This window comes from Amycolatopsis sp. NPDC054798 (genome assembly GCF_053611505.1).
The window spans coordinates 17,861-32,917 of record NZ_JBSHAM010000036.1 but is presented as its reverse complement, the minus strand read 5'-3'; the positions used below and the strand labels follow the sequence as shown (position 1 = coordinate 32,917).

Genomic DNA, 15,057 nt, shown 5'->3' with positions numbered 1-15,057 from the left:
TTTACGACACGTTGCACAGCAGCAAGCGCGATTAGCTCAGCGGGAGAGCGCTTCCCTGACACGGAAGAGGTCACTGGTTCAATCCCAGTATCGCGCACTCCAGTCCACCCCAGGCTGGTGCGTTGCACAACGGGCGATTAGCTCAGGGGGAGAGCGCTTCGTTCACACCGAAGAGGTCACTGGTTCGATCCCAGTATCGCCCACGTTCGATGCTCGAGGCGAGGTGTGCCCGCGGAACACGCGGGCCCCCTCGCCTCGAAGTGTTTTCTGGGGGTGCAACCCCCAGACCCCGCCCGGAGGGGCTTCGCCCCCCGGACCCCCCCAGGCTTGGGTTGCGTAGAGCGTGAAGGCTCCGCTTCGGGTGTTGGGGTAGCTCTTCGTTTCCGGCAGGTTGGTGTTTCGGTGGCGGAGGGCGTTTGGGGTGAAGTGGGGGCGTCTTTGCGTTGGGGTCGCTACGGTGGGTTGCCGGGCGGAGGACGGGGGGCGGCGGTGACCGCGGAGACGGACGAGGTTCAGCCGGAGATCGGCGAATTGCTGCGCGCGGTCCGGGCGGAGATCGACGCGACTCTCGGCGCTGAGACCGGGTTCGACAAGGTGCTTCTGGCCGAGGGCCGCGTGGTGGGCGGGGACGGCGAGAGATTCGAGTACGCGTTCGTCGGGCGCGGCTGGAAAGACTCGTTCGCGGACAAGCCGCTGCTGGTGCGGGGTTCGCCGCGGGCGGGCTGGGAAGCGGCGGAGCTGGTCGCGGCGGACCGCGGGCGGATCCGGCTGCGGTCGGCCGCGGTGCTGAACGCGAAGGCGGAACTCCGCGAGGACGACACTGCCGGGCTGGTCGTCCTGGCGGAACAGCTCGAACAGACAGCTGCCGGGGCCACCAGGGTGAACTTGACCGCGGCCGGATGGCTCCTCGGCCGGAACATCCCCGCCTCCGGGCAATGCCCCGACCCGGAGCGATACGTGCGCGGCTGGCGGGACCTGCAGCTGAACGAGCACCAGCGCACCGCTGTGGTCCGCGCGCTCGGAAGCGATCTCTCCTTCGTCTGGGGACCGCCCGGCACCGGCAAAACCGAGGTCGTCGGCCACATCGTGGAGGGCAGTTACCGGCAAGGCCGCCGGGTGCTGTTCCTCGCCCCGACGAAGGTAGCCGTCGATCAGGCGGTGAGCCGGCTGTGCGAGCTGCTGAACGCCGAAAACGGATTCGCCGACGGACTCGTGCAACGGCTCGGCGACATCGCGATCAGCTCCCTCAAGGAAAAGTACGGCAACCAGATCGACGCGGACGAAATCGTCGCACGGTTGAGTTCCGCGCTGGCCGCGGAGATCGAGGTGCTGAAAGACCGGCTCGAAACCGCCGACAAACAACTGGAGCTGTACCGCGAATACGAGGAACTGACGCGGGATCTGCTGCAGCTGCGGAACGCCGCGAACCAGCACGCCCAGATCGCTGCCGCGGCGGCCGCCCACATCGCGGCGATTCGTCATGAAGCGGCCGGGATGCACCAGGAGCTGACCGGAATCGGGGAGCCGTCCGGCCTGTTCGCCGCCCGGAAGGCGCGGCGGCGCGACGAACTCGTCTATCTGCTCCAGGCCGCCGCCCGGAACGAGGCCGATCACGGGGCCCGGCACCAGTTCTCCACCGCCGAACAGCAGCGCCTCGCCGCGCAGGCCGACGCCGCGGAACTCAAGCTGGGCAAGCTCCGGCCGCAGCTGGCGGGGCTCGCGCCCGCCGACCGGCTCGCCGCGCTGGCCGCGGACTGCCGGGAACGACTCGCTGCGCTGCAAGAAAAACTCCGCACCATCGAGGACGTAGTGCGCGACAACTGCCGGGTCATGGGAACGACAGTGGCCAAAGCGGTCCAGTCCCGCTTCCTGATCAACAAGTTCGACACTGTCGTCATCGACGAGGCAGGCATGGTCAACCTCCCGTCGGCGTGGTACGCCGCCGCGCTGGCCGCGAAGAGGGTGGTCGTAGCCGGGGACTTTCGCCAGCTGCCCGCCGTCACCCGGGCGTCGAGCGATCGCAAGGCCACTCCGGAAACGCGGGCGCACTCCGAGCGCTGGATGGACCGGGACGCTTTCCACGCGGCCGGCCTCGTCGACGATTTGGGGCAGGTACGGCCTCATCCCTGTCTGGTCGGGCTGAACACCCAATACCGGATGCGCCCGGCGATCTGCGCGGTCGTGAACACCGTCGCCTACCCGGACGCGCCCCTGATCACCGGACGCGGAGACAGCAGCCGGTTGCCCCAGTCGCCTCTGCTGGAGGCTCCGCTGGTGCTGATCGACACCGCGTCCCGCCGTTCGGCCGCGCGGGGCGGAGCCGGCGGGCACAAGTCCAACCCCGTGCACGAAGCCGTGATCCACGAACTTGTCCGCGGGCTCCAGTACGACGGGGTGCTGCCCGCGCGCAAGGAGGAAAACTGCCCGCCCGAGGCCCAGCCGACCGGCCGGATGGCGGTCATCGCCCCCTACCGCGATCAGGTCAGGGCGTTGCAGAACAGCCTCGCCTACCGGTTCGGCGCCGAGTACGACGGCGTCGTCGACACCGTGCACAGGTTTCAGGGGAGCCAGCGCCCCCTGGTGGTGATCGACACCGTCGCGGGCGCCGGGGACAAGGTGGGCTTCTTCTACGAGGGAACCGGGCTTTCCTCCGCGACCTGCCGGCTGCTCAACGTGGCCGTGAGCCGCGCGCAAGACCACCTCGTGGTGGTCGCCGACGTCGACTTCCTGACCCGCAATCTCAAGCCGCACGGCGAAGCCGCCCGTCTGGTGAAGTACCTGGAACGGCACGCGCACCGGCTCGACATCGGCGATCTCGTCCCGTTCCGCGCGGCCGACGAACTCGCCGGCCTCAGCCCGCACGAACTGAACCGGCCCGCCTTCTTCCCCGCCGACGAGGTGCCCCGTGCCGTCGCCTGGGACATCGACCACGCCCGGCGCAGCATCGACATCTACTGCGCGTTTCTCGACCCGGCTCCGGTCGATCGCTGGCTCTCCCGGCTGAAACCCCGCATCGACAGCGGACTGAGCGTCACCGTCCACACGCGACCCGCCCAGCGTTCCCGGTCCGGGAACCAGATCGCGGCGCTCGAGGCGGCGGGGTGCACCGTGGTCCAGCGCGAACGCATGCACGAGAAGGTCGTGATCGTCGACAACGAGGTGCTGTGGCACGGATCGCTCAACCTGCTCGCCAGCACCGGGCCCACCGATTTGATGATGCGCATCACCGATCCCGGGGCCTGCGAACGGGTGCGCCGCATCGTCGAGCGCGCCCGTCCCGACCGGCCGGCCCGAACCGAGCGGTCCCAGGGACAGCAAGCGCGTGCGCACCAGGACAACGGCTCGGACCGGTTGTACCTGAACGTGCCTTTCGCGGAGAAGGACGCGGCCAAGAAAACCGCGAAAGCGCGCTGGGACGGCAAAGCCAAGCGCTGGTATGTCACCGCGGACACTCCCCGCCATCTCATCCAGCGCTGGCTGTGACGCCGCCGGCCGGCTGACGGCCGCGCGAGCAGCTTTCCCCAGCCTTGCTTCAAGTTTGGCCCGAGTTGCCCCCGTCGGAAGTATTCACCCGGCCGCCAGATCCGGGACATCATGGTCGTTCATGCTCTCACCCGGGCGAGCGGCGGCCGGTAACTCCGGGCGACCGCTGTCTCGCCGCGAGCACACGGAGGAACGCACCATGGCGGGTACGAGTCGCCGGAATTTTCTCGGCATGGCGGGCGCTTCGCTCGCCGGGGCGGCGGCCGGAGGGCTGCTGCCGGGATCCATCGGGAAGGCTCTCGCGGTCGAACCGTCCCGCCGGTCGGGCACCATCGAGGACGTCGAGCACGTCGTCGTGCTGATGCAGGAGAACCGGTCCTTCGACCACTATTTCGGCACTATGCGCGGCGTTCGCGGCTACAGCGACCCGCGGCCGCACCTGCTGCCCAACGGGCGGCCGGTGTTCTACCAGCCGCCGGCGAAGGTGCGCACCTCCGGCTACAACGGGCGCGGGCTGCCCGACGACGCCGAGTACGTGCTGCCGTTCCCGCTCGACGCGCTGCGCACCAGCGAGCACATCGCCGGCACGCACCACGGCTGGGGCAGCGGCGAACCGCTGTGGAACGGCGGGCGCTACGACGGCTGGGTGAACGAAAAGCAGGACGTGTTCACCATGACCTACCAGCAGCGGTCCGAGCTGCCCTATCACTACGCGCTCGCTGAAGCGTTCACCATCTGCGACGCCTACCACTGCTCCGTCCCGGCGGACACCGCGCCGAACCGGATCCTGCTGTGGTCCGGCACGATCGACACGCAGAACCGCCTCGGCAGCAAGCAGAACGGGCCCGGGCTGTGGGAACGGCCGGACACCAACGGCTACAGCTGGACGACCTACCCCGAACGGCTGCAGCAGGCGGGCGTGAGCTGGAAGCTCTACCAGGGCGGCAGCGGAATCCCCGGCGAGCCCACGGACAACTACACCGACAACTCCCTGGAGTTCTTCGCGAAATACCACGCGAAGGAAGGCGCTTCCGGGCCGCTGGTCGAGCGGGGCGTTTCGACGCACACGCTCAAGGAGTTCCGCGCCGACGTCCAGGCCGGGACCTTGCCGCAGGTCACCTGGATCGTCCCGCCGTACAAGTACAGCGAGCACGCCGCCGCGTCCGCGAGCGACGGCGCGTACTACCTGAACCTCGTCCTCGACGCGCTCGTCTCGAACCCCGAGGTGTGGAGCAAAACCGTCTTCTTCATCAACTACGACGAGAACGACGGCCTGTTCGACCACGTCGTCCCGCCGATGCCGCCGCTGGTCAACCGGCCCGGCACGGACGGGCTGGTCTCACGCTCGCTCGCGGCGAGCCTGCCCGACGAGACCCTCGACTTCGACAAGCTCCCGAAGGGCACCGGCGGCGCGCCGACCGGCGTTTCGCTGACCGGCAAACACCCCGCCGGACTCGGTTCCCGGGTGCCGATGCTCGTCGTGTCGCCGTGGTCGCGCGGCGGCTGGGTGTGCTCGGAAACCTTCGACCACACCTCGGTGCTGCGCTTCCTGGAAGCCCGGTTCGGCGTGGCGGAGCCGAACATCAGCGCGTGGCGCCGTTCCGTCTGCGGCGACCTCACCTCGGCGTTCGATTTCTCCCGCCCGCAGACCAAACCGGTCGTGACGCCCACGCCCGCGCCGCTGCCGAGCAAGAACCAGCCGTTCTCGGTGAAGCTGCCGCAGACGATGCCGAAGCAGGAGCCGGGCGTCCGCCCCGCGCGGGCGCTGCCGTACCGGTTCACCACCGCGCTCGCCGGGAAGCGCGACGGCCGTTCGGTTTCGGTGCAGTTCACCAACGACGGCGCCGCGGGCGCGTACTTCTACGTCTACGCGCACGGCGATTCGCCCCGCCGCTACACCGTCGCCGCGCACGACACCATCAGCGACACCTGGGAAGGCGCGCCGGGCACCGACGAGCACGGCAACTACGACCTGCGCGTCACCGGCGCGAACGGCTACCTCGCGCAGTTCACCGGCACCACCGCGGACACCGCCGAACCCGAGGTTTCGGTGTCCACGAACAACTACGGCGCCCCGCTGCTGACGCTGACCGTCACGAACCCGGGCCGTCAGCGCCGGAAACTCAAGCTGCGCAACGACTACAGCCACGGTGCCGCCCGGACGATCGTGCTCGGCCCCGGCGAAACGCGGCGGGTGCCGTGCGAGACGGCGTCCTCGTTCGGCTGGTTCGACGTCTCGCTGACCGACCCGGCCGCGCCGGGTTACCTGCGCCGGTTCGCCGGGCACAACGAGACCGGACGGCCGAGCTTCAGCGACCCCGGCCCGCGACGGTAATCCCCGCGAACACCCCAGCCGAGCGGCTCTCCGGCGAAAGTCCGTGAGGGGAACCCTGAGGGAATCAGATTCCCTCAGGGTGGCCCTCACGGACCTCGGATATCGCCGGCCGGGCTGATCGGACGCCCTCCGGCTAAAGTCCGGCGGATGAAGCGCGCATCGGCGGCCGACGGGCTCGACCTCTACCTGCCCGTGTCCACCACCCGCCCGGCGCACGCGCTCGAAACGGCTTTGCGCGCCGCAGTCGTCGACGGCCGTCTTCCGGTAGGCACCCGGCTGCCCGCTTCGCGCGCACTCGCCACCGATCTGGGCATCGCCCGCAGCACTGTCTCCGAGGTCTACTCGCGACTCGCCGCCGAAGGCTGGCTGGAGAGCCGCGTCGGCGCCGGAACGTGGGTCACCGGATCTCCCCGGCAAGCGCAACCGGCTGCCGCACAACAACAATCGCCGCCGAAGTACGAGCTTCGCGGCGGTCTCGCCGATGCTGGCGACTTTCCGCGCAACCAATGGAGCGCGCAAACGCGGCGGGCGCTGTCGGAAATGCCGGTCTCGGCGTTCGCCTACGCGCCGCCCGAAGGGGCGATCGAACTCCGCGACACCCTCGCCGGCTACCTCGCCCGGACTCGCGGCGTCGCGGTCACCGCGGCGGAAGTCCTGATCGGCAGCGGCTTCGGCGACCTGCTTTCCTTGACCTGCCGGAGCATTCGCGCCCGCGGCGGCAAGCGGATCGCCGTCGAGGAGTTCGGGCACGAACGGCACCGGCGCATCATCGCCGAGTCCGGGCTGGAGATCGTCGCGATCCCCGTCGACTCCGATGGCGCCGACCTCGCCGGCACCAAAGCGGACGCGGTCTTTCTCACGCCAGCGCACCAATTCCCGACCGGAGTGCCGCTCTCGCCGGAGCGTCGCCGGGCCGCGGTCGAATGGGCGAACAGCCAGGACGCGCTGATCCTGGAGGACGACTACGACGGCGAGTTCCGCTACGACCGCCGCAGCATCGGTGCGCTCCAAGCTCTCGCGCCGGACCGTGTCGTATATCTGGGCACGTCGAGCAAAGCCCTAGCCCCGGCCGTCGGCGTCGCCTGGGCAGTGGCCCCGCGCCCGCTTCTCCCCGAATTGCTCCGGCAGCGGAATCTCAGCGGCGTCACGCCCAGCGGGCTGCACCAGCAGGTCCTCGCCCGTTTTCTCGACTCCCACGAGTATGACCGAGCCGTTCGGCGACGCCGCGCCACCTTCCGGACACGCCGCGAACTGTTCGCCCGACTGCTCGCCGAACGCACCCCGGAGTTGCGGCCCGCTGGCCTCGCCGCGGGTCTGCAATGCCTGGTCGAACTCCCTGACGCCGCCGCCGAAAAACGCGCACTCGCCGCCGCACGCGAGTTCGGCGTCGCTCTCGAAGGACTCGCCGACTACCGCGCCCCTGGCGGCAACCCGGACCGCGCCGGGGTCGTCATCGGCTACGGCGCGGTGTCGTCCGCCCGAGCCACGCGCGCACTCGCACTGGCCGCCGACGCGGTGGCGAATGGACTGAGTTTCTAGCGCTGGATTGGCCGGGAACTCGGTCCATTCGGGACCTAATCTAGGTCCATGACCACGACGATCCCCATCCCCCAGCGCCTCGACTTCGACGCTCTGGCCCCGATTTTCTCCCGCGCGATGAGCACTTTGGACGACGCCGCGACCCAGCAGCTCGACCACGCCGGCATCGACCCGGGCCTGCGCGAACTGGTCCGCCTCCGCGCGTCCCAGATCAACGGCTGCGCGTACTGCGTCGACATGCACTCACAGGCCGCGCGCAAGGAAGGCGTTACGGCACAGCGCGTCGACGCCCTCGCCGTCTGGCCGGAATCCGGTCTGTTCACCGCAGCCGAGCGCGCCGCGTTCGCACTCACCGAGGACGTCACGCGCCTCTCCGAAACGCACGTGCCCGAGTCGACCGTCACCGAGGCGGTCGCGGCGTTCGGCGAGGAAGGCGCGGCAGCGTTGATCGCGCTGATCACCGCCATCAACATGTGGAACACGGTCGGCGTCTCGACCCGCTGCTGGTCGGTCAGCCCGGCATGAGCACCGCGCGCACGGCGATCCGGCGGCTCGCCACCGCCCAAGCACTGACCTCGGCAGGCGACGGCGCGGTCCTGGCCGTGTCCGCCGTCCACTTCACCACCCGGGTCGGCTTGCCGGCGGGAATCGTGGCACTCGGGCTGTCGCTCGGCGCCGCGACGAGCCTGACCACCACCGTTCCGTTCGGGACGCTGCTGGACCGGATCGGCGCCCGCCGCGCACTCGCCGCGGCGACCGTCGCCGCGGTCGCGGGTTTGCTGCTGTTCGCCGTCGCGCACACTGTTCCGCTGTACATCGCCGCGTGCGCGCTCTTCGCCTGCGGGCAGAGCGCGCTCGCGGCGGGCCGCCAAGCTGTCGTCGCGACCGTCGTCGCTCCCGAAGGCCGCGTCCGAGCCCGCGCACTGCTGCACACCGCCGTCAACATCGGCATCGGCGCGGGCTCGGGCCTGGGTGCGCTCGTCTTGGCCGCAGGAACCAACGCGGTCACCGTTTTCCTCGCTGACGCCGGATTGTTCGTCTTCGCCACCGCGCTGTACCTGCACGCCGGACCGGACGCGCCCACCGAACGCCAGACCGGCTGGCCAGCCTTGCGCGACCGCCGCTACGTCACCCTGACGGCGCTGGCCGCGGTCACGCAGCTGACCATGCCGGTCCTCAGCGTCACCCTTCCACTGTGGATAGTCATGCGCAGCACAGCTCCACAATGGACTTCCGCGGTGGTGCTGCTGACCAACACCATTCTGGTCGTGCTCCTCCAGCTGCCGATCAGCCGGCACGTCCGCGATGCCCGCACCGCACGCAGATCCCTTGCCGTAGGCGGAATCTTCCTGATCGCCGCCTGCACCGCCTTCGGCTCGCTCGGCTCGACCTCCCAGCCGGTAGTCGTGGCCCTGCTCGGCGCGCTCCTGCTCACCATCGCCGAAACGACCGCCTCCGCCGGAGCCTGGCACCTCGCGTTCAGCCTTGCCCCCGAAGGACATCAGGGCCAGTACCAAGCGCTGTTCGCCACCAGCACCGCGCTCGCGCGCATCACCGGACCGATCGTGCTGGTCCCGCTCGTGCTGACGTTCGGCTTCCTCGGCTGGACGCTCGCCGGGCTCGGGATGCTGGCCGCGGCCGTCGCGCTCGCGGCCATGGCCGTCCCTCAGCGGAAAGCGGACTGCCCGGTGATCGCTTGACCGACCACCAGCGTGTGCATCTCGACGGTGCCCTCGTAGGTGAGCACCGATTCGAGGTTGTTCATGTGCCGGATCACCGGGTACTCCAGCGAAATCCCGTTCGCGCCGAGGATCGTGCGCGCGGTGCGGCAGATCTCGATCGCCTCGCGGACGTTGTTCAGCTTGCCGAGGCTGACCTGTTCCGGCCGCAGCACCCCGGCGTCCTTGCGCCGTCCCAAGTGGATCGCGAGCAGCAGCGCCTTCGTGTACTCCAGCGTCATGTCGACAAGTTTCTGCTGCGTCAGCTGGAACGCGGAGATCGGTTTCCCGAACTGGACGCGGTCCTCGGCGTACGACATCGCCGCCTGCAAGCAGGAACGAGCCGCGCCGACCGAACCCCACACGATGCCGAAGCGGGCCTCGTTGAGGCAGCTCAACGGTCCCTTCAACCCGGTGACCTCCGGCAGCACCGCGTCCGCGGGCAGCCGCACGCCGTCGAGAACGAGTTCGCTCGTGATCGAAGCGCGCAACGACAGCTTGTGCTTGATCTCCGGAGCCGAGAAGCCCGGGGTGTCGGTGGGCACGACGAAGCCGCGCACGCCCTTGTCAGTCTGCGCCCACACTACGGCGACGTCGGCGACGCTTCCGTTGGTAATCCACATCTTCCGGCCGTCGAGGACCCAGTCGTCGCCGTCGCGCCGCGCGCGGGTGCGCATGCTGGCCGGGTCCGACCCTGCGTCCGGTTCGGTCAGCCCGAAGCAGCCGATCGCCTCGCCCGCCGCCATCGACGGCAGCCACTGCTGCTTCTGCTCCTCCGAACCCCACTTCCAGATCGCGAACATCGCCAGCGAACCCTGCACCGACACCAGCGAGCGGATGCCCGAGTCGGTCGCCTCCAGTTCCAGACAGGCGAGCCCGTACTCGGTCGCCGACATCCCGGCGCAGCCGTAGCCCTCCAGATGCATCCCGAGCACCCCGAGCGCCCCCAGATCCTTGGCGAGGCCGCGGACATCGGGCAGTTCGCCGCGCTCGAACCAGTCGCCGACGTACGGGTCGATCCGCTCGGAGCAGACCCGGCGGACCGCGGCCGCGATCGCCTTCTCGTCGTCGGTGAACAGGTCGTTGAGCCCGGCGGGGTCGCGCGGGTCCAGCGGCGGCAGGGACTTCGTGGCGCTCATTTCTTCTCCTCTGCGAGCCAGCGGCGAATCTCGTCGCTGTGCTGCCCCAGCCGGGGCGGGGCGGTGTAGCGGGCGACCGGCGTGTCCGAGTAGCCGATCGGATGGCGGACCTGGGGCGGCGAGTCGCCGACCGGAACGGTGGGGGCGAGACCGAGCGATTCCGCGAGTTTGAAGCCGTCCGCGAGATCGCCGACCGGTCCGGCGGGCACGCCCGCCTCGGTCAGCCGCGCGGCCCACGCGACCACAGTGTCGGCGCCGAGCTGCTGTTCGAGCGCAGCCCGCAGCTCCGGACGATTGCGCACGCGTTCGGCGTTCGTCGCGAACCTCTCGTCGTCGGCCAGTTCCGGAACGCCCAGCACCTCGGCAAGCCGACGGAACTGCCCGTCGTTGCCGCAAGCCAGCGCGAGCACGTCGTCCTTGCAGCGCAACGTTTCGTACGGCGCAATCGACGGATGCGCGTTGCCCATCCGGCGGGGCGCGCGTCCGGTCGTGAGATACGAGGAAGCCTGGTTGGCCATCGAACCGAGCAAACTGGACAGCAGGTTCACCTCGACGCGCTGCCCGCGCCCAGTCTTCTCGCGGGCCCGCAACGCGGCGAGAATGCCGATGGTGGCGTCCTTCGCCGCGAGCACGTCGACCAGCGCGACGCCGACCTTCGCCGGTTCGCCGTCCGCCGCGCCGGTGACGCTCATCAAGCCGCCCATCGCCTGCACGAGGAAGTCGTAGCCGGGCAGGTCCGCGTCGCCGCCGAAGCCGGAAACCGAGCAGTACACAATGCCGGGATTACCCACGCGGACGGATTCGTAGTCGAGCCCGCGCCGCTGCAGTGCGCCGGAGCGGAAGTTCTCGACGAGCACGTCCGCGCGCCCGGCGAGTTCGCGCGCCAGCACCAGGTCGTCCGGGTCGCCGAGATCGAGGACCACGGACTTCTTCGAGCGGTTGGCGCATTCGAAGTACGAGCTGGAATGCGCCGTCCACGGCGGTCCCCAGCCGCGGGTGTCGTCCCCGGAGCCGGGCCGTTCGACCTTGATCACCGTCGCCCCGAGGTCGGCCAGGTTCACGCAGGCCAGCGGACCGGCCAGCACCCGGCTGAAATCCGCGACGACGACACCGTCCAGCGGCATGCTCACGAGCGCACCTCCTCGCTACGCATACTGGCATCAGAATACGTATTTACGCAACCTGCTGGTCCGGGTAGAGTTCCCGATCACCCGAGGAGAGAAAGCACCGATGCCGACGCACCCCACGCCGGACGGCCGCCCGAGGCCGCACCACCGGATGATCGACCGGGTGTCGACCATCCTGGAGCGGGCCGCACGCTCCCGGAACGGGGTCACGCTCACCGAGTTCGCCCGCGAGCTCGACGCGCCGATGAGTTCGATCCAGGGCCTGGTCAACGGCCTCGTCGCGACCGGCTACCTCGACGAACACGACCGCCGCTACTCCCTCGGCCCGGCTCCTTTCCTGCTCGTCCGGCTCGTCGGCCGCCCCGCCGTCACGACGGTCTCGCACGAGGACCTCGAAGCGCTGCACGAGGAAACCGGGATGACCGCGGTGCTGGCGATCATGGTGGGCAGCGACCTCTATTACGTCGACTACGCCTCGCACGACCCGCGCTACGCCTATCTCGCCGAGGGTTTCGTGCGCCGTTCGCCGATCCGCACGTCGACCGGCTGGATCCTGTTGTCCGCCATGGAAAAGCGCGATCTGTGGCCGCAGATCGGCGCGCTGCCGCCCGAGGACGCCGAACTGGCCGAGCGGTTTCTCCGGGACCTGACCCGGATCCAGGCCGAGGGCCTGGTCGCCGCGCCGAGTGCTTCGACCGAGGCGGACGGCGTGTCGGTCGCTGTCGTGGAGGACGGCCGAACTGTCGCCGCGGTCGGGATCATGGGCAGCCACACCGAAGTGGCCGAGCGCAAAGCCGAGCTGATCGACGTCCTGACCCGGCACCGGCGCGAATGGCGGAAGCAGCCCTAGGGAATTCCCCCGAGCGCGATTCCGGGCTGGCACCGGATGTCCGCAGGCACGAACCGGACGACGCTGGACCCATGTCGCACACCCTTGTCCGGAAGTTCCAGCCCACCGCGTGGACTCGCCCGCTGCAGATCGCCACCGTCGTCTGCTCGCTGGCCTTCACCCTCGGCACGATCCTGCAGAACTTCGTGATCATCGACCTGGACATGCTCCGCCTCGCGCTGCGATCGGCCGGCGCCAGCACGTCCGACGCGCAGGGATTCCTGATCGGGCTTCGCACGGTCGGCTGTCTCTACATCGTCGGCAACGCGGTCGGGCTGCTGGCGCTGACCGGCCGGACGTGGCCGTTCTGGGTCGCCGTGGCCGTCAACGTCACGCAGGCCGCCGGTGTCGTAGCAATCCCGCCCGCGGTCTTCGACGCGTCCGTCGCCCTCGACGGACCGGCCGGAATTCTCCCGTCCGTCATCACCGACGGCGGCGCGGCGCTGCTCTCCCTGGCCCTGCTCGGCAGCTTGGTCGTCTTCCGAACGCCTTGGGCACAACGCCGGCAAAGCTGAACGCCTTACTCGACCTCGACGTCCGAGAGCTTCGCCAGCACCTCGCCGTCCGGATCCAGTTCGCGTTCGACCTCGGCCAGCCGCGCTGTCGCCCGCTGATGCGCACTGCGCCCGCGCGGCGCGAGGTACACCCTGACCCGCCGCCGGTCCTCCGCGTCGACCTCGCGATACGCCGCCGCGGTGGTGACCAGCCGGTCGACCACCCTGGTCAGCGTCGGCCCGGTGACCAGCGTGCGCCCGGCCAGTTCGGTCATCGTGAGCCCGTCGCCCGCGGCGAGCGCGTCCAGCACCAGCCAGCCGTCGAGGCTCAGCCCCTCGCGTTTGAGCAGCGGCTCGATCCGCAGCGTGACCGCGCGGGCGGTGCGGGTGAGCTCGCGGATCAGCGACGCCCCGGCCGCCTGTGCCTGCCTCATCCGCCCGCCCTCGTTCCCCGCCCTTGCGCAAATGCCTCTGCATTGTAAGACTTCCAGATGAAAGCAAGTCAACCGGCAAAGAAGCCCGGAGCCGGCATGGGACTCGGAGTCGCCAGCCGCGCGAGCGCGTTGCGCGTCGCGCTGGTCGTCCCGCTGCAGGGACCGGCGGGCCTTTTCGGGCCCTCGTGCGAGGCGATCAGCGAACTCGCGGTCCGGGAACTCAACGACGCGGGCGGGATCCTCGGCCGCGAAGTGACGCTGGAAGTCGTCGACGGCGGCGCTCCGCCCGCCCAGGTCGCGTCGGCGGTACGCCGCCTGGTCGACGCGGGCGAAATCGACGCGGTCACCGGTTGGCATATTTCCTCAGTCCGCAACGCACTCGCGCCGGTTCTCGCCGACCGGGTGCCGTACGTGTACACGTCGCTCTACGAAGGCGGCGAAAACCGTTCTGGCATCTACTGTTCCGGCGAAATCCCGCGCGTGCAGATCCAGCCCGCGCTGCGGTGGTTGCGCGACAATTGCGGCGCGCGAACCTGGTTCGTGGCGGGCGACGACTACGTGTGGCCGCGCGGTTCCGCGGACGCGATCCGGCGCTACGCAAGGGAACTCGATCTCCAGATCGCCGGGGAAGCCTTCGTCGGGCTGGGTTCCGGCGACATGGCGCGGCTCGTCCGCCGCGTCGAAACGTCGGCGTGCGACGGCGTTCTCATGCTCTTCGTCGGACAGGACGCGGTGCGGTTCAACCGCCGGTTCGCCGCGCGCGGCCTCCACGAGCAGATGCTGCGGTTCAGCCCGCTGATGGAAGAAAACATGCTGCTCGCCAGCGGAGCCGAGGCGACCCGCAACCTCTTCGCGTCCGCCGCGTACTTCCGTTCCCTGGTCACCGCGGACGCGATGGACCTGCTCGGCCGCTACGTCCATCTGCACGGCCCGGCCGCTCCCCCGCTCAACAACGCGGCCGAATCCTGTTACGAGGGCCTGCACACGCTCGCCGAACTAGCGCGCCGCGCAGGCACTCCGGACCTGCGCGCGCTGAACGCGGCTATCGACGGCGTCGCCTACGACGGCCCGCGCGGCACCGTCGAATTCCACGGCCAGCAAGCCGCTCAGCACGTGCACCTCGCCGCCGCCCGCGGCTGCGACTTCGATCCGATCACCCGGCTCTGACCCGGCCCGTTCCGGGCTTGACGGCCGCCGTCCGCCCATTTATTTTCACCTGACAGTATTTCATCTGGTACCAACTGAGGAGCGTGCGATGAACAACGTCGGCCTGCTCTACGTCGGGGCGGTACTGCTGGTCAACGGGCTGATGCTGCTCGGGCGCGTGCCCGCGCGGTCGGCCGCCGCGCTGAATCTGTTCGTGGGCGGGCTGCAATGCGTGACGCCGACGGTGCTGATCATCCAGGCGCACGGGGATTCCGAAGCGATCCTCGGCGCCTCCGGGCTGTTCCTGTTCGGCTTCACCTATCTGTACGTCGGGATCGCGAACCTCGCCGGGCTCGAACCCGAGGGCATCGGCTGGTTTTCGCTGTTCGTCGCGGGCGCCGCGCTGGTGTACGCCGGCTTGGCGTTCTGGCGGCAGCACGATCCCGTGTTCGGCGTCATATGGCTCGCCTGGGCTCTGCTGTGGGGCCTGTTCTTCCTCGTGCTCGGGCTCGGCCGCGAGGAGCTGACCCGATTCACCGGCTGGGCGACTGTCCTGTTGAGCCAGCCGACCTGCACGCTGCCCGCGTTCCTCGCGCTCACCGGCGGCTACCGCTCCACCGCGACCACCGCGCTCATCGCCGCGGCCGCCGCTGTCCTGCTCGTCCTCCTCGCCGCGGTGCTCGGGTTCCGCGGCCAGCCCCGTCCCGCCCACGACCGCGCCGCGGCCGCGGCCTGACCACTCACCGAAGGAGA

12 protein-coding genes and 2 tRNA genes are annotated in these 15,057 nt (G+C 69.7%); 11 read left to right on the top strand and 3 right to left on the bottom strand.

The annotated features are described in order from the left end of the window. Positions 1-25: 25 nt before the first annotated feature. From ACWGIC_RS22640 to ACWGIC_RS22610, 7 genes are all read left to right on the top strand, one after another. A tRNA-Val gene (locus tag ACWGIC_RS22640) sits at positions 26-97 on the top strand. 34 nt (positions 98-131) lie between these two features. Beyond that, positions 132-203 (top strand) — tRNA-Val (locus ACWGIC_RS22635). 286 nt (positions 204-489) lie between these two features. Next, positions 490-3,483, top strand: coding sequence for an AAA domain-containing protein (locus ACWGIC_RS22630; RefSeq protein WP_452077933.1), 2,994 nt, complete (start codon positions 490-492; stop codon positions 3,481-3,483). Between the two features lie 199 nt (positions 3,484-3,682). Beyond that, entirely contained in the window at positions 3,683-5,818 is a 2,136-nt protein-coding gene (locus ACWGIC_RS22625; protein WP_452077932.1) for a phosphocholine-specific phospholipase C, read from the top strand. A 147-nt stretch (positions 5,819-5,965) separates the two neighbouring features. After that, entirely contained in the window at positions 5,966-7,357 is a 1,392-nt protein-coding gene (gene pdxR, locus ACWGIC_RS22620) for a MocR-like pyridoxine biosynthesis transcription factor PdxR (RefSeq protein ID WP_452077931.1), read from the top strand. Positions 7,358-7,405: 48 nt separating this feature from the next. Then, positions 7,406-7,882, top strand: a complete 477-nt coding sequence (locus tag ACWGIC_RS22615) for a carboxymuconolactone decarboxylase family protein (RefSeq protein WP_452077930.1) — start codon at positions 7,406-7,408, stop codon at positions 7,880-7,882. Then, on the top strand, positions 7,879-9,057 hold the full coding sequence (locus ACWGIC_RS22610) for an MFS transporter (RefSeq protein ID WP_452077929.1): 1,179 nt from the start codon (positions 7,879-7,881) through the stop codon (positions 9,055-9,057). The genes ACWGIC_RS22615 and ACWGIC_RS22610 overlap by 4 nt, the downstream gene beginning before the upstream one ends. Here ACWGIC_RS22610 and ACWGIC_RS22605 read toward each other — a convergent pair. Continuing rightward, complete coding sequence (locus ACWGIC_RS22605; RefSeq protein ID WP_452077928.1) at positions 9,024-10,214, bottom strand: acyl-CoA dehydrogenase family protein; 1,191 nt, start codon at positions 10,212-10,214, stop codon at positions 9,024-9,026. The two genes, ACWGIC_RS22610 and ACWGIC_RS22605, sit on opposite strands and share 34 nt — an antisense overlap. Then, a complete protein-coding gene (locus tag ACWGIC_RS22600) occupies positions 10,211-11,338 on the bottom strand; it encodes a CaiB/BaiF CoA transferase family protein (protein ID WP_452077976.1) in 1,128 nt (375 codons plus the stop codon). Before ACWGIC_RS22600 ends, ACWGIC_RS22605 begins: the two co-directional genes overlap by 4 nt. A 106-nt stretch (positions 11,339-11,444) precedes the next feature. Here ACWGIC_RS22600 and ACWGIC_RS22595 point away from each other — a divergent pair, with 106 nt between their 5' ends. Beyond that, positions 11,445-12,191 (top strand): IclR family transcriptional regulator, encoded by a 747-nt coding sequence (locus ACWGIC_RS22595; RefSeq protein WP_452077927.1) that lies wholly within the window; start codon positions 11,445-11,447, stop codon positions 12,189-12,191. 71 nt (positions 12,192-12,262) lie between these two features. Then, on the top strand, positions 12,263-12,745 hold the full coding sequence (locus ACWGIC_RS22590) for a hypothetical protein (RefSeq protein ID WP_452077926.1): 483 nt from the start codon (positions 12,263-12,265) through the stop codon (positions 12,743-12,745). A gap of 5 nt (positions 12,746-12,750) precedes the next feature. Here ACWGIC_RS22590 and ACWGIC_RS22585 read toward each other — a convergent pair whose 3' ends face one another. After that, on the bottom strand, positions 12,751-13,158 hold the full coding sequence (locus tag ACWGIC_RS22585) for a MarR family winged helix-turn-helix transcriptional regulator (protein WP_452077925.1): 408 nt from the start codon (positions 13,156-13,158) through the stop codon (positions 12,751-12,753). 96 nt (positions 13,159-13,254) lie between these two features. Here ACWGIC_RS22585 and ACWGIC_RS22580 point away from each other — a divergent pair, with 96 nt between their 5' ends. Further along, on the top strand, positions 13,255-14,325 hold the full coding sequence (locus ACWGIC_RS22580) for a substrate-binding domain-containing protein (protein WP_452077924.1): 1,071 nt from the start codon (positions 13,255-13,257) through the stop codon (positions 14,323-14,325). An 88-nt stretch (positions 14,326-14,413) separates the two neighbouring features. Then, a complete protein-coding gene (locus ACWGIC_RS22575) occupies positions 14,414-15,040 on the top strand; it encodes an AmiS/UreI family transporter (RefSeq protein ID WP_452077923.1) in 627 nt (208 codons plus the stop codon). Positions 15,041-15,057: the final 17 nt, after the last annotated feature.

Coding starts and splice junctions, on each gene's coding strand:
- ACWGIC_RS22590 (WP_452077926.1), top strand. CDS start 12,263: ATGTCGCACACCCTTGTCCGGAAGTTCCAGCCCACCGCGTGGACTCGC.
- ACWGIC_RS22580 (WP_452077924.1), top strand. CDS start 13,255: ATGGGACTCGGAGTCGCCAGCCGCGCGAGCGCGTTGCGCGTCGCGCTG.
- ACWGIC_RS22615 (WP_452077930.1), top strand. CDS start 7,406: ATGACCACGACGATCCCCATCCCCCAGCGCCTCGACTTCGACGCTCTG.
- pdxR (WP_452077931.1), top strand. CDS start 5,966: ATGAAGCGCGCATCGGCGGCCGACGGGCTCGACCTCTACCTGCCCGTG.
- ACWGIC_RS22605 (WP_452077928.1), bottom strand. CDS start 10,214: ATGAGCGCCACGAAGTCCCTGCCGCCGCTGGACCCGCGCGACCCCGCC.
- ACWGIC_RS22625 (WP_452077932.1), top strand. CDS start 3,683: ATGGCGGGTACGAGTCGCCGGAATTTTCTCGGCATGGCGGGCGCTTCG.
- ACWGIC_RS22595 (WP_452077927.1), top strand. CDS start 11,445: ATGCCGACGCACCCCACGCCGGACGGCCGCCCGAGGCCGCACCACCGG.
- ACWGIC_RS22585 (WP_452077925.1), bottom strand. CDS start 13,158: ATGAGGCAGGCACAGGCGGCCGGGGCGTCGCTGATCCGCGAGCTCACC.
- ACWGIC_RS22610 (WP_452077929.1), top strand. CDS start 7,879: ATGAGCACCGCGCGCACGGCGATCCGGCGGCTCGCCACCGCCCAAGCA.
- ACWGIC_RS22575 (WP_452077923.1), top strand. CDS start 14,414: ATGAACAACGTCGGCCTGCTCTACGTCGGGGCGGTACTGCTGGTCAAC.
- ACWGIC_RS22600 (WP_452077976.1), bottom strand. CDS start 11,338: ATGCCGCTGGACGGTGTCGTCGTCGCGGATTTCAGCCGGGTGCTGGCC.